General features: G+C 64.9%; 18 protein-coding genes. 8 read left to right on the top strand and 10 right to left on the bottom strand.

Annotation, left to right across the window (positions count from 1 at the left end; genetic code table 11):
- Positions 1-21: 21 nt before the first annotated feature.
- The 4 genes from GWG65_RS08525 (at position 22) to GWG65_RS08510 (ending at position 4,419) form a co-directional block, all read left to right on the top strand.
- Positions 22-1,260 (top strand): FAD-binding protein, encoded by a 1,239-nt coding sequence (locus tag GWG65_RS08525; RefSeq protein WP_275194945.1) that lies wholly within the window; start codon positions 22-24, stop codon positions 1,258-1,260.
- Positions 1,257-2,603 (top strand): glycolate oxidase subunit GlcF, encoded by a 1,347-nt coding sequence (gene glcF, locus GWG65_RS08520; protein WP_275194944.1) that lies wholly within the window; start codon positions 1,257-1,259, stop codon positions 2,601-2,603. Before GWG65_RS08525 ends, glcF begins: the two co-directional genes overlap by 4 nt.
- Before the next feature lie 44 nt (positions 2,604-2,647).
- A complete protein-coding gene (locus tag GWG65_RS08515) occupies positions 2,648-3,016 on the top strand; it encodes a histone (protein WP_275194943.1) in 369 nt (122 codons plus the stop codon).
- Positions 3,017-3,408: 392 nt separating this feature from the next.
- Positions 3,409-4,419 (top strand): TorF family putative porin, encoded by a 1,011-nt coding sequence (locus GWG65_RS08510; protein ID WP_275194941.1) that lies wholly within the window; start codon positions 3,409-3,411, stop codon positions 4,417-4,419.
- 262 nt (positions 4,420-4,681) lie between these two features.
- Here the strand turns inward: GWG65_RS08510 and GWG65_RS08505 are convergent, their stop codons facing one another.
- Positions 4,682-6,445, bottom strand: coding sequence for an ABC transporter ATP-binding protein/permease (locus GWG65_RS08505; RefSeq protein WP_275194939.1), 1,764 nt, complete (start codon positions 6,443-6,445; stop codon positions 4,682-4,684).
- Between the two features lie 311 nt (positions 6,446-6,756).
- On the opposite strand from GWG65_RS08505, the gene GWG65_RS08500 reads away from it, so the two are divergent.
- Both GWG65_RS08500 and GWG65_RS08495 read left to right on the top strand, forming a co-directional pair.
- Positions 6,757-8,421, top strand: coding sequence for an L-lactate permease (locus tag GWG65_RS08500; protein WP_275194938.1), 1,665 nt, complete (start codon positions 6,757-6,759; stop codon positions 8,419-8,421).
- A gap of 126 nt (positions 8,422-8,547) precedes the next feature.
- Entirely contained in the window at positions 8,548-8,946 is a 399-nt protein-coding gene (locus GWG65_RS08495) for an META domain-containing protein (RefSeq protein ID WP_275194935.1), read from the top strand.
- Between the two features lie 166 nt (positions 8,947-9,112).
- Here the strand turns inward: GWG65_RS08495 and GWG65_RS08490 are convergent, their stop codons facing one another.
- The 3 genes from GWG65_RS08490 to GWG65_RS08480 all read right to left on the bottom strand — a co-directional run bounded on the left by GWG65_RS08490 (position 9,113) and on the right by GWG65_RS08480 (position 12,576).
- Positions 9,113-10,324, bottom strand: a complete 1,212-nt coding sequence (locus GWG65_RS08490; protein WP_275194932.1) for a hypothetical protein — start codon at positions 10,322-10,324, stop codon at positions 9,113-9,115.
- Positions 10,325-10,465: 141 nt separating this feature from the next.
- Positions 10,466-12,097, bottom strand: coding sequence for a chaperonin GroEL (gene groL / locus GWG65_RS08485; protein ID WP_275194930.1), 1,632 nt, complete (start codon positions 12,095-12,097; stop codon positions 10,466-10,468).
- Positions 12,098-12,279: 182 nt separating this feature from the next.
- On the bottom strand, positions 12,280-12,576 hold the full coding sequence (locus tag GWG65_RS08480) for a co-chaperone GroES (RefSeq protein ID WP_200513063.1): 297 nt from the start codon (positions 12,574-12,576) through the stop codon (positions 12,280-12,282).
- A 328-nt stretch (positions 12,577-12,904) separates the two neighbouring features.
- Here GWG65_RS08480 and GWG65_RS08475 point away from each other — a divergent pair, with 328 nt between their 5' ends.
- Entirely contained in the window at positions 12,905-13,423 is a 519-nt protein-coding gene (locus GWG65_RS08475) for a hypothetical protein (protein ID WP_275194927.1), read from the top strand.
- Between the two features lie 165 nt (positions 13,424-13,588).
- Here GWG65_RS08475 and GWG65_RS08470 read toward each other — a convergent pair whose 3' ends face one another.
- The gene (locus tag GWG65_RS08470) at positions 13,589-14,368 is read right to left on the bottom strand and encodes a protein phosphatase CheZ (RefSeq protein WP_275194925.1); all 780 of its coding nucleotides are present in this window, start codon (positions 14,366-14,368) and stop codon (positions 13,589-13,591) included.
- A gap of 314 nt (positions 14,369-14,682) precedes the next feature.
- On the opposite strand from GWG65_RS08470, the gene GWG65_RS08465 reads away from it, so the two are divergent.
- Positions 14,683-15,483 (top strand): L,D-transpeptidase, encoded by an 801-nt coding sequence (locus GWG65_RS08465; protein ID WP_275194924.1) that lies wholly within the window; start codon positions 14,683-14,685, stop codon positions 15,481-15,483.
- 651 nt (positions 15,484-16,134) lie between these two features.
- Here the strand turns inward: GWG65_RS08465 and GWG65_RS08460 are convergent.
- The 5 genes from GWG65_RS08460 to GWG65_RS08440 all read right to left on the bottom strand — a co-directional run bounded on the left by GWG65_RS08460 (position 16,135) and on the right by GWG65_RS08440 (position 21,178).
- Positions 16,135-16,947, bottom strand: a complete 813-nt coding sequence (locus GWG65_RS08460; protein WP_275194922.1) for a DUF2076 domain-containing protein — start codon at positions 16,945-16,947, stop codon at positions 16,135-16,137.
- A 127-nt stretch (positions 16,948-17,074) separates the two neighbouring features.
- Positions 17,075-17,920 carry a ChbG/HpnK family deacetylase gene (locus GWG65_RS08455; RefSeq protein ID WP_275194920.1) on the bottom strand — a complete coding sequence of 282 codons (846 nt, stop codon included), beginning with the start codon at positions 17,918-17,920 and terminating at the stop codon, positions 17,075-17,077.
- Positions 17,917-18,963: a glycosyltransferase family 2 protein gene (locus GWG65_RS08450; RefSeq protein ID WP_275194919.1), complete on the bottom strand. Its 1,047-nt coding sequence runs from the start codon at positions 18,961-18,963 to the stop codon at positions 17,917-17,919. Before GWG65_RS08450 ends, GWG65_RS08455 begins: the two co-directional genes overlap by 4 nt.
- 86 nt (positions 18,964-19,049) lie before the next feature.
- The gene (gene hisG, locus GWG65_RS08445; RefSeq protein ID WP_275194917.1) at positions 19,050-20,027 is read right to left on the bottom strand and encodes an ATP phosphoribosyltransferase; all 978 of its coding nucleotides are present in this window, start codon (positions 20,025-20,027) and stop codon (positions 19,050-19,052) included.
- Entirely contained in the window at positions 20,024-21,178 is a 1,155-nt protein-coding gene (locus GWG65_RS08440; protein WP_275194916.1) for an ATP phosphoribosyltransferase regulatory subunit, read from the bottom strand. The genes hisG and GWG65_RS08440 overlap by 4 nt, the downstream gene beginning before the upstream one ends.
- Between the last annotated feature and the right edge of the window lie 58 nt (positions 21,179-21,236).

Here is a 21,236-nt window from a genome sequence, read left to right as displayed (position 1 = left end):
AACTTCGCTACCGGCACAGTCGTGGATACGCTTAGGGTACGAGACGCCAAAGACCTCGAAGAGGTGGTGCGCGCGGCGATTGCCAATGAGCAGCCGCTCGAGATCATCGGCCATGGCACCAAGCGCGGCATCGGCCATGCAATGGCCACCAACGCGGTGCTCGATGTCTCCGCGCTGAGCGCGGTGACCTCCTATGAACCCAACGAGCTTATCGTCACGCTTCAGGCCGGCGCGCCCTTGGCCGACGTGCTGTCGATGATCGATTCCAAGAACCAGCAATTCGCCTTCGAGCCGATGAACACGGCGCCGCTGCTCGGCACGCCCGCGCTCGGAACCATCGGCGGCATGATTGCAGCCGGGCTGGCCGGGCCGCGGCGCATCAAGGCTGGCGGGGCGCGCGACCATCTGCTCGGGGCGCACGCCGTCTCGGGCTTCGGCGACAGCTTCAAAACCGGCGGCAAGGTGGTGAAGAACGTCACCGGCTACGACCTCTGCAAGCTGCTGGCGGGCTCCTGGGGGACGCTGGCGGTCATGACCGAGGTCACGCTGAAAGTGATGCCGAAGCCTGAGGCCGAACGGACGCTGCTGCTGCGCGGGCTCGACGATGCCGCGGCCAACAAGGCCATGACCGCAGCGCTCGGCTCGCCCTTCGACGTCTCCGCCGCTGCGCATCTGCCGAAATCGGCGTTCCGGGCCACGACGGAAGGGCTCGGCGACACCGCAGGCAAGGGTGAGGCGCTGACTGTGCTGCGCCTCGAGGGGATCACGGCCTCCGCCGCCCATCGCGCGGGCTCCCTGCGCGAATTGCTGGCGCCGTTCGGAACCGCGACGCTGGTCGAGGATGCCGCGTCTTCGGCGCTGTGGGCCACGATCCGCGATGTCCTGCCGTTCGCGGCCAGCGGCGCGCTAGGCGCCTGGCCGGTCTGGCGGATCGTCTGCCCGCCCGCGTCAGGCGCGGCGCTCGGCACGCAATTGGCGCGCGAGACCGGCGGCGAGTTGATCTATGATTGGGGCGGCGGCTTGATCTGGGCGGCGCTGCCGCCGAAAGACGATGCGCATGCTCCCGCCATGCGTTTGCGCGCGGGCGCCGTCGGTGGGCACGCCATGCTGATCCGGGCGGCCGAGGACGTCAGGCAGAGTGTCGATGTGTTCCATCCGCAAGCTCCGGGCATTGCCGCTCTGAGCGAGCGGGTCCGTGCCGGGTTCGATCCGAAGACCATCCTCAACCGGGGACGGCTGATGCGGAGCCCTGCGGCATGAAGACTGAATTTTCACTCGCGCAGCTCGCCGATCCCGACATCGCGGAAGCCGACAAGATCCTGCGCGCCTGTGTCCATTGCGGCTTCTGCACCGCAACCTGTCCAACCTATGTGCTGCTCGGCGACGAGCTCGATAGCCCGCGCGGCCGCATCTACCTGATGAAGGAGATGCTGGAGAAGGACCAGGCGCCAACGGCGGAGGTGGTCAAGCACATCGATCGCTGCCTGTCGTGCCTTGCCTGCATGACGACCTGCCCCTCAGGGGTGAACTACATGCACCTCGTCGACCAGGCCCGGGTCAGGATCGAGCAGCGCTATCAGAGGCCGCTTGCCGAGCGGCTGCTGCGCCGGGGGCTGGCCTTCGTCCTGCCGGACCCGCAGCGCTTTCGCGCGAGCATGCGGCTGGCGCGGCTGGCCCGTCCGCTTGCCGTATTCCTGCCGACGCCGCGGCCGTCGGCCACGCCCGGCCTGATCCAGCGCATCAAGGCGATGCTGGCGTTGGCCCCTAGCCGTCTGCCGTCGCCGGGCCCTGCCGCGGGCAGCGTGTTCGCGGCGCTCGGCAAGAAGCGCGGCCGGGTCGCGCTGTTGCAGGGCTGCGCTCAGCAGGTCCTGGCGCCGCGGATCAACCAGGCCGCCATCAACCTGCTCACCCGCCACGGCATCGAGGTCGTGCTGGTCAAGGACGAGCAATGCTGCGGCGCGCTGACCCACCACCTCGGCAACGACCACGATGCGCTCGCCCGTGCCCGTGCCAACGTCGCGGCGTGGCGGGCGGAAGCGGCAGGCGAGGGGCTCGACGCCATCCTGGTAACGGCCTCCGGCTGCGGCACGGTGATCAAGGATTACGGCTATCTGCTGCGCGAGGATCGCACGTTCGCAGCCGATGCAGCGCAGGTCTCCGCACTCGCCAAGGACATCACCGAATACGTCGCCGGACTTGGCCTCGCGCCGACGACGCGACAGGACAACATCGTCGTCGCCTATCACTCCGCTTGTTCGTTGCAGCACGGGCAGAAAATCACGACGCTTCCGAAAGAATTGCTTTCCAAGAATGGATTCGTGGTGAAAGATGTCCCGGAGAGCCATTTGTGTTGCGGTTCGGCGGGGACTTACAACATTCTCCAGCCCGACCTTGCGGGCAGGTTGCGCGATCGCAAGGTCGCCAACATCGCGAGCGTCAAGCCGGACATGATTGCCGCGGGCAATATCGGCTGCATGGTGCAGATTGCCAGCGGTACGTCAGTTCCGGTCGTGCACACGATTGAGCTTCTCGATTGGGCTACGGGCGGCTCACGGCCGGCATCGAATTGGTCGAGCGGCGCTGCGTCCGGCGGTGACGGCTGAAGGCGCCCGATCGACCATTGATTGGCGGCAACAGGAGGACCACGATGGCGAAAGCGAAGAAGAAGAAAAGCAAGAAGGCCAAAAAGGCCAAGAAAGTCGTAGCGGCCAAGAAGAAGACCGCGAAGAAGGCGACGAAGAAAGCCGCCAAGAAGTCCGCGAAAAAATCCGCGAAGAAGTCTGCAAAGAAATCGGCCAAGAAGGCTGCGCCGAAGAAGGCCGCCAAGAAGACTGCAAAGAAGGCGGCCAAGAAAGCGGCGCCCAAGAAGAGCGCGGCCAAAAAGAGCGCGGTCAGGGCGAAGCCTGCGCCGGCTCCAACGGAAGCTCCGGCTCCAGCTGCCTCGCCGGCACCGGAAACGAGCTGGGCGACGCCTTCGCCTGCTGGGGACCAAGCACCGGTCGAAGGGTCGGGCTAAGGCCCTCCCGCATCCTCCAACGACTGCGAACAGAAGGGCCGTAGCGACGACGCTGCGGCCTTTTTGCATCGCCGCCGGCGCCCCGAGTAGCCGCCATGTCCTGCCTCGTCTGATTCGTAGCGTGGGTGCTACAATCTTTCGTTTCCGTACTATCGCGGTCCCTCCTGCGCACTTTGCAATGCAAATGATGTGGTCGGGAAGCAACACACGCTGACAACCTTTCGTGGAATCGTCAGAATGCCCAAAAAGTCGGCAGATGCCCGCGCTTTTTGCTTCACGGGGCGCCTCCTCCCATCCAGATTGCCGCAGTTACGCAATTTTGCAGTCAGGTCGTATGCCCCGGGGGGCTTCCGGGATCGACTGGGGTTTAAGAACCGGTGATGGGGATCGAAATGAAAAAAGTGGCTTTGTTGGCAACGGCGCTGGCAATGGTGACGGGTTCGGCTTTCGCGGCAGACATGCATGTGAAGGCATTGAAGGCTCCGCCGCCGCCCGCCTTCGACCCCTGGGATATCGCCTTCGGCGGCGCGATCATGAGCGACTACATCTTCCGCGGTATCACCCAGTCGAATCACAAGCCGTCGGTCGCTGCCTATTTCGAGCCGCGCTACAACGTCACGAAGGACCTCCAGCTCTACGTTGGCGTAGCCGGTGAGAGCATCTCCTTCCCGAACCGCGCTGCGGCTGAGATCGATATCTACGGTGGTATCCGCCCGACCTTCGGAGCGTTTGCCTTCGACATCGGCGTCTGGGGTTACCTGTATCCGGGCGGCACCTGCTATTTCGGCGCTCCCGGCATCGACAACGCGGGCGTGTTCCAGGGGGCTGACTGCGCCGAGAAGGCCCTCCTGAACACCAATGTGATCAAGAAGGACCTGAGCTTCTTCGAAGTCTACGGCAAGGGCACCTACACGGTGAACGACAACTGGTCGTTCGGCTTCACCGAATACTATACCCCGAGCTACCTGAACTCGGGCGCCTGGGGCAACTACGCTTCGATCACCGGCAAGTACATTGCGCCCAGCACGATCTTCGGTTCGAGCGGCGTCGGCATGTACGTCTCGGGTGAGTTCGGCCGTCAGTGGCTCGGCACCTCTGACAGTTTCTATGGCGTCCCGGCCTTCCCGAACGGCATCAAGTATGCTGACTACAACACTTGGAACATTGGCGTCGGTTTCACCTACAAGGTCATGACGCTGGACCTGCGCTACTCCGACACCGATCTGTCGAAGGGCGACTGCAACGCCTTCACCAGCGACTTCTCAGCCCGTGGCAACATCGCGGCCAACTCGGGCACGAATATTACTCCGATCAATCCGACCGGCGTCGGCTCCAACTGGTGCGGCGCGGCCGGTATCGCCAAGCTGTCCTTCGACCTGACGGCGATGACCAACCTGAAGTAAGTTTCTTCCCGAGACGACTTCGCAAGGGCGGCAGAGCGATCTGCCGCCCTTTTGCTTCTTGGGGTCTGGAGCGCTGCGAAGGTGCCCGGCCTTCTTGGTTCGAGACGCGCCGTAAGGCGGCGCTTCTCACCATGAGGGTCTGGGATTTTGCCGCGAAATCCGACCTCATCCTGAGGGCCCGCCAAAGGCGGGCGTCTCGAAGGATGGGCCGCAAGGAAAGGCCTATAGGGGATACGATAGCCTTGGCTTTGCCACGCCCTGCTCAGCGCACTCCGTTCGGCTCGGCGTGGGCCGGCTTGCCGGCGTCGCCGAGGACGTGAATCTCGCCGCGCTCAACCATCGTCATCTTGCGGGTGTGGAAGGCGTCGAGCGTCGAGCGGTGGCCGATCGAGACGATGGTGGCCCCCGGCAGCTTCTCCGCCAGGAGCCGGTAGAGCCGGGCCTCGGACGGCTCGTCCAGCGAGGCGGTGGCCTCGTCCAGGAATAGAAAGTCCGGCCCATGCAGCAGCGCGCGGGCAAGCCCCAGGCGCTGCTGCTCACCGAGCGACAGCATCCGATTCCAATGGCCGTCCTCCTCGAGCCGTTCGGCGAGGTCGGGTAGCCCGACCGCGACGAGGGCGTCCCGGACCTGCGTCGTTTCGAACGCGCCGGGTGCAGCGGGATAGACCACGGCGTCCCGCAGCACACCGACCGGGAAATATGGCCGCTGCGGCAGCATCATCAGCTTCGCCTTCTCGGGAATGACGATAGTGCCGGTGCCGAACGGCCAGATGCCGGCGATGGCGCGGAACAGCGTCGACTTGCCCGAGCCCGACGGCCCCGTGACGAGCACCCGCTCCGGGGCCTGGATGGCGAATGCGTCCGCGGCGACCAATGGCGCCCCATTCGGCAGGTTCACGCGGAGCTGCTCGAAGCCGATCGCGCGGCTGCCGCCCGCTGCCTTGATGCCGATCGTCGGCTCGTATTCAGCGAGCCTGCTGGTCGAGCGCACGGACATTTCGAACCCGTCGAGACGGGCAACCACGGCGCGCCATTCGGCAATCGAGCGATAGGCCGTCACGAAGAACGACAGCGCGCGCTGCACGCTGCCGAAAGCCGAGCCGGTCTGCATCATATCGCCGAGCTGAATCCGCTTGGCGAAATAGGCCGGCGCCACCAGCGCATAGGGAACGATGACGGCAGCCTGGCTGTAACTCGCCGTGAATGCAGTGAGGCGCTTGGTCCGGCCCATGATCGCGTACCAGTTGCCGACGACGCGGCCGAACCGGTCCAGCAGGCGCCCACGTTCGGCGCCTTCGCCGTTCAAGAGCGCAATCTGCTCGGAATTCTCCCGCACGCGGACGAGGTTGAAGCGGAAGTCCGCTTCATAGCGCTGCTGCTCGAAATTGAGATTGACCAGCGGCGCGCCGATCAAGTGCGTCAGCGCGGTGCCGAAGATCGCATAGATCAGCGCACCCCAGCACAGATAGCCGGGAATCACGACATCGGCCCCGAAAATGTGCAGGGGCGCGGCATTGGAGAGGCCCCAGAGGATGATGACAAAGGAGAACAGTGTCACGATCGACGAGAGCAGGCCTAGGCCGATCGTCAGGGTCTGTTCGACGAAATTCTTGACGTCCTCGGTGATGCGCTGGTCCGGGTTGTCCGCCGCATCGCCCTTGAGCTGCATCCGGTAATGCGTGGCGTCTTCGAGCCATTCGCCGAGATAGTGGCGCGTCAACCATTGCCGCCACCGGATCTGGAGCCACTGGTTCAGGTAGAGCTGATAGACCGCCAGCGCGACGAAGCTGGCCGCGAGGATGACGAAGAACCAGACTTCGCTGACGAACTTGTCCCAGTCGTAGGCCTGGAGCGCGGTGTAAAACCGGTTCTGCCACTGGTTAAAGAGGACGTCGATCGCGACCAGCGACAGCTCGATCGCAATCACCGCGGCGAGCAGGCCGCCGCCGGCCCATTTGTCCTCCGATCGGAAATAGGGGATGGCGATTCGCCAAACGGTCGCGAGCGTCGCGCGGATGTTCTTCACAGAGGGGGATCTCCTGCGGGGTATGCGCAAATGCCCGGAGCCAGACGGCTAAGGCAACGGCGGCTATGAGCGCGCTTAGACTAAAGTCGCAAGTTCTGCAATTTGCGTTGGCTTGTCGCAGCCTGCAACCCTAGCATGGGGTTCAACGGCGCGGGGTGGGGCCTTCGGGATTTCGCGAGCTTGTGAGCGGACGGGAACCGCCGCATTCGCGAGGAATTCGCGGCCGACTCGGGGGTTATCGCTTCAGCCTCAAGCAGGATCGGCTGTCCACGCGGGCCGCCTGCCGCACACATGCGTGGGGGAGGAAGACCATGTGGAATCAAGTCTATGACCCTGTGCACAGTCCCGTGCTGTCGACGATTGCAGCGGCAATACCCGTCGTCACGCTGCTGGTCCTGATTGCAAGCGGTCGCGTCAAGGCGCACATCGCGGCGGTCATTGCCGTGATCGTGACCAACCTGATCGCGATCTACATCTTCACCATGCCGGCGAACATGTCGATCCGGGCCTCGCTGCTCGGCATCGTCACCGGGTTCTTCCCGATCGGCTGGATCGTCCTCAACGTTATCTTCCTCTATCAGGTGACGGTGACAACCGGACGCTTCGAGCTCCTGAAGCGCGCGGTCGGCGGCGTCACCGAGGACCGGCGGCTGCAATTGTTGCTGATTGCCTTCTCGTTCGGTGCCTTTTTTGAGGGGGCTTCCGGCTTCGGCACGCCCGTCGCCATTACCGGGGCAGTGCTGATCGGGCTCGGCTTCTCGCCGCTCGCGGCCTCCGGCCTCTCGCTGATCGCCAACACCGCGCCGGTCGCCTATGGCGCGCTGGGCACGCCGATCCAGGGCCTTGCCTCGGTCACTGGACTCGATCCCTATATCCTCGGCGCGATGGTCGGACGGCAATTGCCGTTCTTCTCGCTGATCGTGCCGTTCTGGGTGGTGTGGGCGTTCGCCGGCTGGAAGGGCATGAAGGACGTCTGGCCGGCGATTCTCGTCACCGGCGTGTCGTTCGCAATCCCGCAATTCGTGATCTCCAACTATATCAACCCCTGGATCGTCGACATCGGGGCGTCGCTGATCTCGATGGGCGCGCTCATCCTGTTCCTGAAAGTGTGGCGGCCCAGGCAGCTCTGGTTGTCGCCGGCGCTGCGCGGCCGCGACGAATCGGTCTCGCATATGGGTACGACAGCGCCGCTCGACAAAACTCCGCTGACGCAGGCCGAGCTGTGGAGTGCGCTGCTGCCGTGGATCATCGTCTGCATCGTGATGCTGATCTGGGGCAACGGTGCCTTCAAGACGTGGGCGAATTCGATCTTTACCTGGAACTACGCCGTTCCCGAGCTGCATCAGATGATCAACAAGATGCCCCCGGTCGCGCCCAAGCCGACGCCGGAAGGTGCGGTGTTCGCATTCACCTATCTTTCCTTCACCGGCACCGGAATGCTGCTCGCGGCGATCCTCTCCGGATTCCTGATGGGCGTCGGGCCCGGCCGCCTGCTCGTCGAATATGGCCGCACTATCCGGCTGTGCGCGATCTCGCTGATCACGATCTCCGCGATGCTCGCGATCGGCACGCTTACCCGCCTCTCCGGCGTCGACGCGACGCTGGGTCTCGCCTTCGCCGCAACCGGCGTGCTCTATCCCTTCTTCGGCACGTTGCTCGGCTGGTTGGGCGTTGCGTTGACCGGATCGGACACCGCATCGAACATCCTGTTCGGCAACCTCCAGAAGATCACCTCGCAGCAGATCGGCCTGTCACCGATTCTGATGGCTGCGGCGAACTCCTCCGGTGGCGTGATGGGCAAGATGATCGACGCGCAATCGATCGTTGTCGCCTCCACCGCCACCAGATGGTACGGGCACGAGGGCTCGATCCTGCGCTATGTTTTCTGGCATTCAATCGTGTTGGCCTGCCTCGTCGGCGTGCTGGTGACGTTGCAGGCCTATGTCTGGCCGTTCACGGCGATGGTGCTGAAGTAGCAGCCCACGCCCGGCTTTGCCGCAAATCCCCGCGGAGGTTTCCGCGGGGATTTTTGCACGCGGGCGAACCTTCTCATGGCCGCCGCCGTCTTGTAAAAGGTGCGGCAACTCCGGTCGAGAGGTCTTATGGTTTCGCTCAAGCAGATGGCGTGTGCGGCGGTCGCAGTGCTCGCGATGTCCGCCGTCGCGCGTGCGGAAGATGGCTTCCCCTTCGGCACCGAGATGACGCTGGAGGCGCTGCCGCAGCCCGGCTCGAAGCGGATACCGAACATCGAGATCGGCGACAATGGCGAGGTGGTGCTGGAGCTCTGGTGCAAGGGCGGCAAGGGCCAGTTCTCCGTTGCCGGCAACACCGTGATATTCGTCCCCGGCCAGATCCAGGACCGGTCCTGCCCGCCTGCGCGGGCGCAGGCCGATGACGATCTCGTCACGGCGCTGGGCAGCGTCGAGACCTGGAAGCGCCAGGGCGACGTGCTGACGCTTCTCGGCCCCAAGCCGCTGCGCTTCCGCGTGACGGGGAATTAGCTCCGCGAGCAGCACTCTCGTGTCCCGGACAAGGCGCAGCGCGTAAAGCGATGCGCCGCTGAGCCGGGACCCGGATTCTATCCGCAATCGAGCTCGTAACTTCTGGGCCCCGGCTCGGCAGCGCATCACTGACGTGCTGCGCTGCGTCCGGGGCACGATGCTCGGCCTATTTCCACACCGACTTGTCGGCGTCCCAGCGCTGGCCCTTGAGCTCTTTGACGAGCGCCTCGACCGAGCCGTTGTCGTCGGGCTGATCGCCTTCCTCGTCGGCAGTGGCTTCGTCCGACAGGTTGAGCTTGGCGCCGCTGCTCTCGTCGGCCGTCGTGGTCGAGGGGCTGCCGATCCAGAGCATCAGCCGGTCGGTCGTGCCCGGTTTGTCGGGCGAGACGAGGCCGGCGACCTCGATTGTGTCGGTGAGCTCGAGCGCCGGGAAATCCTGGTTCGGCCGCTTGAAGACCAGCTTGAGCTTGCCGGTGGCCGGGTTGAAGCTTTGCGAGACCGGCTTGGCCGCGAGCGTCCTGCTGAGCACGTTTGCGACGGCGGCCGCGAGCTTGTCGCGGTTGATCTTGTCGCCGTCGCGCCAGTCCGCGGCGGGGATGCGGATGGTACGGTCCATCTCGGTCATGCCAGCGGTCCAGCCCGCGGCGGTGACGCCCGGCATCGCCTTGAATTTTGCGAGCAGCGCGCCGGCGCGTTCCGGATCGACCGACATGTTGATGGTCTGCTCGCCAGCGCGCAGCGCCTCGCAGCCGACGTTGAGGCTCGCCAGCGTCACCTCGACATCCTGGCCCTTCAGGCTCTTCAGGAAGTCGGTGACAGCATCCAGCTTGACCTTGACCGCGATCGCTTCCGGCGAGACGTCGGTAAAGTCCTTCGGCTGCGGCGTGATGCCGTCGTCGGAGGTCTGATTGTCCAGAAATTCCCTCTCGCTGAGATCGGAATTGTCGGGCGAGGTGACCTCGGTCACGGCCTGGCCGATGCCGATCTGACCGCGGAATTCGAAGGTGTCTCCGGTCGGCTTGCGCAAGAGCTTGACGGTGACCGGCGCCTTCTCACTGATGCTCTGCGTCGTGCCCGTCAGCGTTTGGCCCGCGACCTGGAGATTGACGACGAAGCGGTCCTTGCGGTCGGAATTTTTTGCGACGGGATAGCAGACGTCGAGCACCGCCGAGGTGACCGTCTTGCCCTGCCGCGTTTCCTTCAGGATCACGTCGGCATTGCCGTCCATCAGCCCGTCGATCGAGGTGAAATAGCGCGTCTCGACGCCGCCCGGGGCAGTGGCCTTCGGCGACAGCTTCATCTGGGCGGAGGCGGGACCCAGTGGCGCCGCAAGCAGAGCCGCCACAAGAGCCGTCGAACAAACCAGCAGCGCGCGCATCGATAAGTCCTCAAAGTCAGAATCGGCGCCACCGTAGTGGGTTTTGGCCGCCGGTTGAATCGGAAAGCGCGGGCCATGGTCGGCAAAAAAGAAGGCCGCCCGGAGGCGGCCTTCGCATGATTGTAATGGAGGGGATGGGCCTTAGAAGCCGCCCATGCCGCCGCCGGCGGGCATCGCGGCCGCAGCTTCCTTCTTCGGCGTTTCGGCGACCATCGCCTCGGTGGTCACCAGCAGGCCGGCGATCGAGGCGGCGTCCTGGAGCGCGGTGCGCACCACCTTGGCGGGGTCGATGATGCCCTTCGCGACCATGTCGACATAGTCTTCGGTCTGGGCGTCGAAGCCGAAGGTCTCGGACTTGTTCTCCAGGATCTTGCCGACGACGATGGAGCCTTCGAGGCCCGCGTTTTCGGAGATCTGGCGGACCGGGGCTTCCAGCGCCTTCAGCACGATGTTGATGCCGGCCTGGACGTCGGCATTGGCGTTGGTGAGACGGCCCACCGCCTTCTTGGCACGCAGCAGGGCGACGCCGCCGCCGGGGACGATGCCTTCCTGCACCGCGGCGCGGGTGGCGTTGAGCGCGTCCTCGACGCGGTCCTTCTTCTCCTTGACCTCGATCTCGGTCGCGCCGCCGACGCGGATCACCGCGACGCCGCCGGCGAGCTTGGCGAGACGCTCCTGGAGCTTCTCACGGTCGTAGTCCGAGGTGGTTTCCTCGATCTGCGCCTTGATCTGGCCGACGCGGGCCTCGATCTCGGGCTTCTTGCCGGCACCCTTGACGATCGTGGTGTTCTCCTTGTCGATCACGACTTTGCCCGCGCGTCCCAGCATCTTCACGGTGACGTTCTCAAGCTTGATGCCGAGCTCTTCCGAGATCAGCTGGCCGCCGGTCAGGATCGCGAGGTCCTCCAGCATGGCCTTGCGGCGGTCGCCGAAGCCCGGTGCCTTGACGGCGGCAACCTTGAGGCCGCCGCGCAGGCGGTTGACGACCAGGGTGGCCAGCGCCTCGCCCTCGACGTCCTCGGCGATGATGACGAGCGGCTTGCCCGACTGCACCACGGCTTCCAGCACCGGCAGCATGGCCTGAAGGCCGGACAGCTTCTTCTCGTGCAGGAGGATGTAGGCGTCCTCGAGCTCGGCGGTCATCTTCTCGGCATTGGTCACGAAGTAGGGCGACAGATAGCCGCGGTCGAACTTCATGCCTTCGACGATGTCGACCTCGGTATCGAGCGACTTGTTCTCCTCGACGGTGATGACGCCCTCGTTGCCGACCTTCTGCATCGCCTGGGCGATCATCTTGCCAATGGCGGCATCGCCGTTGGCGGAGATGGTGCCGACCTGGGCGACCTCGGAGGAGGAGGCGACCGGCTTGGCGCGCTTCTCGATGTCCTTGACGACAGCCGCCACCGCGGCGTCGATGCCGCGCTTGAGGTCCATCGGGTTCATGCCGGCGGCAACCGACTTGGCGCCTTCGCGCACGATCGCCTGGGCCAGCACGGTCGCAGTGGTGGTGCCGTCGCCGGCGAGGTCGTTGGTCTTGGAGGCGACCTCACGGACCATCTGGGCGCCCATGTTCTCGAACTTGTCCTCGAGCTCGATCTCCTTGGCGACGGTGACGCCGTCCTTGGTGATGCGGGGCGCGCCGAACGACTTCTCGATCAGGACGTTGCGGCCCTTGGGGCCCAGCGTCACCTTGACCGCGTTGGCGAGAATGTCGACGCCGCGCAGCATGCGTTCGCGCGCGTCTCCGGAAAATTTGACGTCTTTGGCAGCCATGTTCTTGCTCCTGAAAAACTTGAATCGATGAGGCGCCGCAGTTTTTCCTCGTCATTGCCGGGCTTGACCCGGCAATCCATCATCTTGCGAAAAACGATGGATGCCCGGGTCGTCTGGCGCGAAGACGCGCTTCTACCCGGGCATGGCAATGGAGCATTCAGCGGCTGTTCAGGCGTCCGGCCTTAGGCCATTACGCCCATGATGTCCGACTCCTTCATGATCAGGAGCTCTTCGTTGTCGATCTTGACCTCGGTGCCCGACCACTTGCCGAACAGCACGCGGTCGCCGACCTTGAGGTCGATCGGGATCAGCTTGCCGGCCTCGTCGCGGCCACCGGGGCCGACGGCGACGACTTCGCCCTGGGACGGCTTTTCCTTGGCAGTGTCCGGAATGATAATGCCGCCCCTGCTCTTTTCCTCGGCGTCGATACGTTTGACCACGACACGGTCATGCAGCGGACGAAATTTGGATTTAGCCATGACGTTTCCCTTTGGAGGCTCGCTTCGGATGCAACAGAAGTGGGTTGGGGGCGGCGCTGCCGTCCGCCCTCTCCGAGATCGAACGACGCGCTTAGCAATCGACGTTTTCGAGTGCTAATAGTGTGTCCGGGAATATGGCTTGGCCGCGATCCTGTCAAGCAAGGTGGTTAAGCGATTGGTGAGGCGGATATAGGATTGTGGCTCCAGAAACTTATTTGCGGTGCTGGCGTATTCAAGGACGTCATTGCTCCAACAGTGGTTTTGCGCTTGGCTGCAGCAGGGGTGCGGTCGCGGTCTTGGTCGGGGGCACTTTGCTCGGGGGAATAGCATGATCGGTTCAGCTCACGTGCGCACGGTTGCCAATCTGGCCGCCGCTTCCATGTTGGCGCTGCTGCTGGGCGCCTGCGGCGGTGGCATGAGCCTGCCGTCCTTCTCGTCGTCGCCGCCGCCGGAGGCCGAGCCCGGCACCGGCCCGGAAATGCCGGCGAGCATCCGCGCCGACGAGGTCGTCGGCCGCTGGGGCCTCGCCTCGTTCCAGAACCCGGCCGACCGCGCCCGGACCGAGGCCGCCGCCCGGGCCCAGTGCAAGAATCCCTATGTGATCACCGCCGGCTCCTCCGGCGGCGTGATCATGCATCTCGCCGACCAGGCGACGCCGCAGGAACTGCGGCTGAAGGGTTCGCCCAGCGGCAAGAATTATATCGGGCCGCCCGGTCCGACGCCAGGCGAGCAGGACCGCGAGATCGTCTCCTTCGACGGCCGCGTCCTGATCACCCGCTTCATCGACAAGGACGCCGCCACCCGCTACGGCAACATGGTCTACGTCCGCTGCGCGCCAAGGGCGTGATCGAGGTGCCGGCCTGATCACGCGTCAGTGCGAGGAGCGAAGCGGCGAAGCAATCCAGGCCGTTTCCACAGAGGCAGCCTGGATTGCTTCGCTTCGCTCGCAATGACGAGGCAACAAAAAACGCCGGCTTACGCCGGCGTTTTGTTTTCTCTCTGTCGCGTCCGATCAGTCGAACAGCGCGTCGATGTCGTCCTGAGAGGCGTGGCCGACGTCGCCGGCGAGCTTCGGGCCGTTGAGAAGCTTTTCGTCCTCGCTGCGGGTGTCGGCCTGCGGCACGACGTGGGACTTGATCGCGTCGACGCCGCCCCAGATCTCCATCATCGCGTTGATGTGCTGCTCGATGAATTTCATCGTGCCCATGACCTTGCTGATGCGCTGGCCGGTCAGGTCCTGGAAGTTGCAGGCCTCGAAGATCGAGATGACGCGTTCCTGGATGTCGTCGGCCAGACGCTTCTGCTGGTCGGCCGACTGGACCTTGGACATCGCGCTGGCGGCCTGGTCGATCGACTCCGCGGCTTCGAGGATCTGCTGGGTCGCCTGCTCGGTGCCGCCGACCACGGCGCCGAGCTCGCCATTGACCTTGGCCATTTCGCCGCCGTCAAAGCTCTTGCCGTGCAGGGTCGCGATTTCGCGCTTGGTGCGGTCGATGGCGTCATGGATGAGGTCGAGCTCGACCTTCAGCTTCTCGCACTGCTCGATCTGAGCCCGGTACGTCTCCAGCATCGTGCGCGCATCGGAGAGCTCCCGCTCCGTCGAGGCGTCGATCGCCGCCATGGCTGCGCTGCCGGACAGCGGGGCAGTGCCCTTCGCCATCTGTGCACGGATCGCGCGCAGCTCGGCCATGATCTCGCTATGCATCGGGATTGCCTCCTCGGTTACGTCGAGGATTGGCAATTCGCCACCGACGATATCTTCGACACGAAAACGCTTGCGGTGAACAGCCATCAGGATACTCCCCCCACCTCACTCACGCGCCTTTGTAGGCAGAAGCGATTTAACACGAAGTTCACAGCAGGAACTGACATGCGCGCCGCACGCGACTGCCGGCAAACGAGCGATTAACCATGCGTGCGCAGCGTTCACCGAAAATAAACGCTGATCGCCAAATTGCCCCTCGCTTGGCGACGTGGTGAATCCAAACGCCGTTTCCGTTTACCAAACAAAGTGGCTTTTGCTCTTTATTGACCACGTCGCGAGCGCGGATCAGTCAGCGCGTTCGACGGCGAGTGCAACTAGACGAAACAGTACAGAGTACGTCGATGTTCAAGAAAATGTCTGTCGCGTTGCTCGGCAGCGCTTGCACCTTCATTGCCGGCGCCGATCGCGCGAGCGCCTTCGACAACACCGTGCCGAACGATCCGCCCGCCGTGCTCTATCAGCCGCAGGTGCCGCCGGCGCCGGTGCGCGTCGCATCCAATTCGAACATGGGCGGCGGCTTCATCGAATTCCTGTTCGGGGACGGGCCCGGCCGCGGCCAGGCCTACGCTCCGCAGCAGCCGATGTATCAGCAGCAGCCGGCCTATAACGACCCGCGCCGCCTGCCGCCGATGGGCGAGCCGCAGATGCAGGGCGCAAGCCTGCAGCAGGAGACGATCGACCCGCGGCAGCGTCAGCTCGATCCGAAATTCGAGAAGCAGCTTGTTGACTATAGCGGCAAGGAAAGCGCCGGAACCCTGGTGGTCGATACGCCGAACAAGTTCCTCTATCTCGTCGAAGGCAACGGCAAGGCGATGCGGTACGGCATCGGCGTCGGTCGTCCCGGCTTCACCTGGTCGGGCGTTAAATCGATCACGGCCAAACGCGAATGGCCGGATTGGACGCCGCCCGCGGAAATGATCGCGCGGCGTCCCGATCTGCCGCGGCACATGGAGGGCGGCCCGGAAAATCCGCTCGGTGCGCGCGCGATGTATCTGGGCTCGACGCTCTATCGCATCCACGGCTCCAACGAACCCTGGACCATCGGCACCAACGTCTCCTCGGGCTGCATCCGCATGCGCAACGAGGACGTCATCGACCTCTACGGCCGCGTCAATGTCGGCACCAAGGTCGTGGTGATGTGAAGCGTCACGCGCTCGATGTGAGCCATTAACTCCGCGTGCCGCGCCGGCTCGCGATGCGCGGCATCGAAGGCGTTGCGTGCCGCCGGCGTTCGTCTTCCAGCTATGGACTATGCTTGCTGGCGGCGCCGCGCCGACCCGAGACGACGGACAACGGAGCAGCGACGAGTTGATGAATGGGAATGCGGTGCGCGAGCGGAGCGGGTGAACCGCCGCGCCGACAGCTCCGCCTCCCTGACGCGCTCGTGCAGTCCCTCCAACTCGTACAATTCGGTGATGAGGTCTGTTGTCATGTCCGTCAAGGTTGCAATGCGCTGCTGAAGTGGACTCATTTTTTAAAACCCGACTATGGCCAAGAGAGGCAGCCACATTGGTGTGTGGCATGAGCAACGTGTTCTTCAAGTTGAACACCCATGTCCGAATTTGGAAATCCGGGAGTCTACGGCCCCGCGCGTCAGAGGGCGATTCCGTCTTTCACGGTGAACTCAGGCGCATCCGGCAACGTTCAGCCCAGTGCAATCGATAACCGTGCGCATTAGTTATACTATATCGAACGGCTTCTCTGCGTGCAGTGGCACCGAAGGCGCTTGAGCTATGTCGTAAGAGAAAACGGCCGCCTAGAGGCGGCCGTTCCGCACCTGCCGGGCGAATTGCTCACGCGTAATCGCTGCCGCCGTCGTCGCCTCCGCCGAAATCGCTGTCGTCGGCCACGTCCACGTTGTCGTCGTCGTTCGGATCATTGTAATTGCTATCGTCGTTCGACGCCTGATCAGTGAAGCCCTGACGGGAATCGTTGCTGCGATCACCGCCGGAACCGATATCGTTGAGGCCGGCATCGCGGGCGAGCGAGCCGCCGGACTGGTCGCTGCCGCCCCACGGGCTGCCGCCGTGATCGCCCAAGGCGTTGGTGTCGCCAAAAGCCTGGTGCGATCCGCCGCCCATCATGCCGCGGATGCTCGAGAGTAGCAGCGATCCGCCGACGACGCCGGCCGCGGCTGCCGCCGCCGTGCCGAGGAAGGAGCCGCCGCCTCCGCCCATCGGCGGAGCGCCGTAACCTTGGCCCTGGCCGGGAGCCTGCCCATAAGGCGGCTGGCCGTAACCCGGCTGGGTCTGCTGCATCGCACCGCCGCTGTTCCAGACCGGCCGCGCGTCGCGCGGTGGCACATTTGGAACCGAGCCGCGCGAGGGACCCGAGCCGAACAGGCTTTCGCGCATGGTATCCAGGAAGCCGCCGGACTGAGCCTGCTCGGGCGCCTGCGCGGCCTCCAGCTCCTGGATGCGGGCATGCGCACGCTTCAGCGCCTCGTCCTGCAACAGCACGGTCTGCACCAGCGCATAGATCGCGCCGGGCGCCTTGCGCAGCCCGTCGGAGATCGCGGCGATCGCGTCGGGATCGCGCGGTGCATTTTCCAGTTTCGAAAGCCGATCGAAAAGGTCGTCAACGAGCTGGCGTTCCTGCGGCGTCATGATTTGTCTCCTTCGCGCGAAACCAAGCGCGACGAAGATGTAGGGTTCCATTGTGGCCCCAACAGTGGCGCGCGGATTAAATTTCGGTATGCGACAAGCTGCCTCGCGGGGCCAGCTTTCGCCGGTTTCACCCCAGTGTCACGTTTTGCGCCGCGAGCAGCTGCGCGAAGGCGTCGCCGGTGAGATAGGCATGCTCGCGCTCGCGGACATCCGTCATCGGATCGAGGCCGGTGAGGACGTCATCGACGAAGCCGGGATGGCACATGATGAGGCCGCCATCCGGCAGGCCTTCCAAAAATTGCCGCATCAGCTCGCCGAAATCGGCGGCCCGCGTGAAATCATAGGCGCCCGCAAAACCGGGATTGAAGCTGAGGCCAGCGTCGCCGGCGCGGCGGCGGAACTGCGCGCTCAGGATGTCGAGCACCAGCGCCTTCGGCGAGGCCAGCCGCTGTGCCAGCGGCAGGTTGCGGCCGCCCTGGCGCACCCAGGCTTTTGGCGCGACTTCGCTGACGGCATCGACGAAGCCGTCGCGCACCTGCGGAAAGAGCTGGACATGCTGATGGCCGTCGACGAAGTCGGGGGCGCGCCCGAAAGCTTCCGCGAAGGCCGCCAGTTGCGCCTTCACCTCATTGCGGAAGAACTCGCGATCGAGCCGCCGGGCAATGCCGGCGCGCAAGAGTTTCGGGAACGGCAGGAACATGTCGCCGTCGAGCGGGCGGAAATGCATGGTCAGCGGCCGGAACGGCGCCGACAGCGTCACGTGCAATCCGATCGCGCAACGCGGGTTGGTCTTCGCCGCCGCCTGCAGTGCGTCGATCTCGCCGCGATCGATCGCGGGGCCAACCATCATCACCGAGGTGGCGTTGAGGCGGCTGCGTTCGATCAGGTCGCGGATGGCGCGGTTGACGCCCGGGCTGATGCCGTAATCGTCGGCGCAGAGCCAGATCCGCCGCGGCGTCGCGGCGGCGCTCATTCCGCCGCAGTCCTGTTCGAAGTTTTTTCGGCCTCGTGAGCCTCAAAGCGCTTCTCGCTGTGCTCGGCGACGAAGTAGATCGGGCGCGCCTTCAGCTCGGAGAGGATCTTGCCGATATATTCGCCGACGATGCCGATCATGATCAGTTGCACGCCGCCGATCGTCATCAGGCCGATCACGAGCGAGGGATAGCCGGGCACCTGCTTGCCAGTGGTCCAGACCTCCCAGAGGATCGACAGGCCAAACAGGAACGCGCCGCCTGCCAGGATCACGCCGAGCAGGCTGGCAAAGCGCAGCGGCGCCACCGAAAACGACGTCAACCCTTCGATCGAAAGACCGAGCAGGCGCGTGGCGCTGAAGGTGGTCACGCCATGGACGCGCGGTGCCGGCTCGTAGTCGACGCGGATCTGGCGGAAGCCGATCCAGCTTGCCAGTCCCTTGAAGAAGCGGTTGCGTTCGGGCAATTGCCTGAGAGCTGCGACCGCACGCGGCGAGAGCAGGCGGAAGTCGCCGGCGTCCTCGGGGATCTTCTGGCGGGCGCCCCAATTGATCAGCGAATAGAAACCGTGCACGGCGAGCCGGCGCAGGAACGTCTCGTTGTCGCGATGCGCCTTGGCGGTATAGACGACGTCGTAGCCATCCTCGATCCAGTGCCGCACCAGCTGCTCGACCAGCGCCGGCGGATGCTGGCCGTCGCCGTCCATGAACATCACGGCGCCGCACCGGGCATGATCGAGGCCCGCCATCAGCGCGGCTTCCTTGCCGAAATTGCGCGACAACGAGACCACCTGGACGTCGATCGCGTCGGCCGGCAGGCTGCGTGCGATCGACAGCGTCGCATCCGCACTGCCGTCGTCGACATAGACGACCTCGCAGGCCAGTCGGTAGCGCTGCAGCAGGGTCTTGGCGAGATCGCAGATGCGCTGGTGCAGCGACGCCAGTCCCGCCGCCTCGTTGTAGACGGGGACGACGATCGACAGTCCCTTCGCCGCGGCGCCGGTGGCAGTGGTCGTCAGGCCGGAAACGTCAGAGCCCAGCGTCATCGATCAAGGTTCCAGATGCGTTCAAATTCTCTCAACAGCATATGGTAGCTGCCGTTTTCTGTCGCTACGCTGAACGGACCTGAGGCTCACCGCCGCAGGAACGCGTCCAGCCTGGCGAACAGCGGGTTCTCCCGGTCGAACACGTAGTCGAGCGAGACCACCGAGACCGTCTCGGCGCCATGCTCGCGCAGAAAGCTCGCGAGCGCATAGAGCTGCCCCGGTGGGCAGTGCAGCGTGAGCATGCCTGACGAGGTCGGTCCGCCGAACGGAGTCTCGACCCCAAAGTTCTTGTGGGCCTGGTCCAGCAGGGCGGCGTCGCACTGCCGGAACCGGGTGCGGACTTCGCGGTATTTGTTGGCCCGCGCCCGCGCCGCGATGTGATCGAGGATCACGCGCGCGGTCTCCCGCGCCTGCGGTGACCAGTCGGCCTCCTTCGAGGCCACCAGATTGGCCTGGCTACGCAGGATCACGCCGTCATCGAGCACCCTGAGGCCGTTGGCGGCGAGCGTCGCGCCCGTCGTCGTGATGTCGACGATCAACTCGGCTGCGCTGGCCGCCGGCGCGCCTTCGGTGGCGCCGGTGCTTTCGACGATGCGGTAATCGGTGATGCCATGGCGCGAGAAGAAGGCGCGGGTCAGGTTGATGAACTTGGTCGCAACCCGCATCCGCATGTGATGCTGCTCGCGAAAGCCAGTGGTGACGTCGTCGAGGTCGGCCATGGTGCGGACGTCGATCCACGCCTGCGGTACGGCGACGACGACGTCGGCATAGCCGAAGCCCAGCCCCTCGATCAACGCGACGCGCTGATCGGCATCTGCGATGGTCTCGCGCACCAGATCTTCCCCGGTGACGCCGAGGTGCGCCATGCCGCGCGACAATTGCGCGGCGATCTCGCTGGCCGAGAGGTAGGCGACCTCGACATTGTCGAGGCCCGCGATCGTGCCGCGATAGTCGCGTGCGCCGCCGGCCTTCGACAGCTTGAGCCCTGCGCGGGCGAAAAACGCCTCGGTGTTTTCCTGAAGGCGCCCCTTGGAGGGAACGGCCAGGACGAATGGCGCGCTCATGAATTGAGCTCCTTGCGGCCGATCCGGGTCAGCGCGTCGACCCAGACCGAGAAGCCGACGGCGGGAATCGGGTCCGGCGACCCGAGCTGGGTCATCAGCCCGTCATAGCGGCCGCCGGCGACCAGCGGCTCGGCGCCGTTGCCGCTGTGATGCAGCTCGAATTCGAAGCCGGTGTAGTAGTCGAGCCCGCGCCCGAATGCGGTCGAGAAGCGCGTCTGCTTCACGTCGATGCCGCGTGCAGCCATGAAGCCGACCCGGCTCTCGAACTGGTCGATCGCGGCGGCAAGGTTCAGCTTTGCGTCGGCGGTCAGCGCGCGCAGCCCGGCGATCGCATCGTCCGGATTGCCCGATATCGCCAGGAAGCGCTTGAGCACTGCGATCGCCTCGCGCGGCAGCGCGCCGCCCTTCAGCGTCGATTGCTCGAGGAAGCGGTCGGCGATCTCGGCCGTGGTGCGGCCGCCGACATTGGTGGTCCCGGCGATCGACATCAGGTCGGTGACAAAGGCGAGTGCCGCTTTGCGGTCGGAGCCGGCGAGTGCCGCCAGCACGCCCTCATATTCGCTGCGGGTGGCGGTGGCCGCCTGCGCGAGCCGCTCCAGGTCCTGCTCCAGGCTGATCTTGCGGTTGAAATCCTTGACCAGGCGGCGGCGCCAGACCGGATAGAGGTCGAGCGCGTCGAGCAGTGCGTTGAACAGCGCCACGTCGCCGGTGCGGATATCGACATCGCGCACGCCGAAGGCGGCGGTCGCCTCCAGCGCCAGCGCCAGCATCTCGGCATCCGCCGCGGCGCGGTCCTGGCGGCCGAACGATTCGATCCCCGCCTGCAAGAATTCGCTGGGTCGGCCGCTGCGGTAACGAAACACCGGTCCGAGATAGCTGAACCCGGCCGGCTGGCCGGCGCGTCCCGAGGCAAGATAGTCGCGCGCCACGGGAATGGTCAGGTCCGGCCGCAGGCAGAGCTCCTCGCCGGAGAGATCCGTGGTCAGGTACAGGCTCTTGCGGATGTCCTCGCCGGAGAGGTCCAGGAACGGCTCGGCCGGCTGTAGGATAGCGGGCTCGGCTCTGACATAGCCGGCCTGCGCGAACGACAGCAGCAGCGTATCCGCCCAGGCAGCGGAGCCGGCAGCATTTGAGGTGGCAGTCGCGGTCATGACAGGGTCCATCGTCCGGCTGGAACCGGGCAGGGCAAGGAAGGGAAGCGAGTTGGCG

It is taken from the genome of Bradyrhizobium sp. CSA207, assembly GCF_029051685.1.
Taxonomy (GTDB): domain Bacteria; phylum Pseudomonadota; class Alphaproteobacteria; order Rhizobiales; family Xanthobacteraceae; genus Bradyrhizobium.
This window is presented reverse-complemented; position numbering and strand designations above follow the sequence as displayed.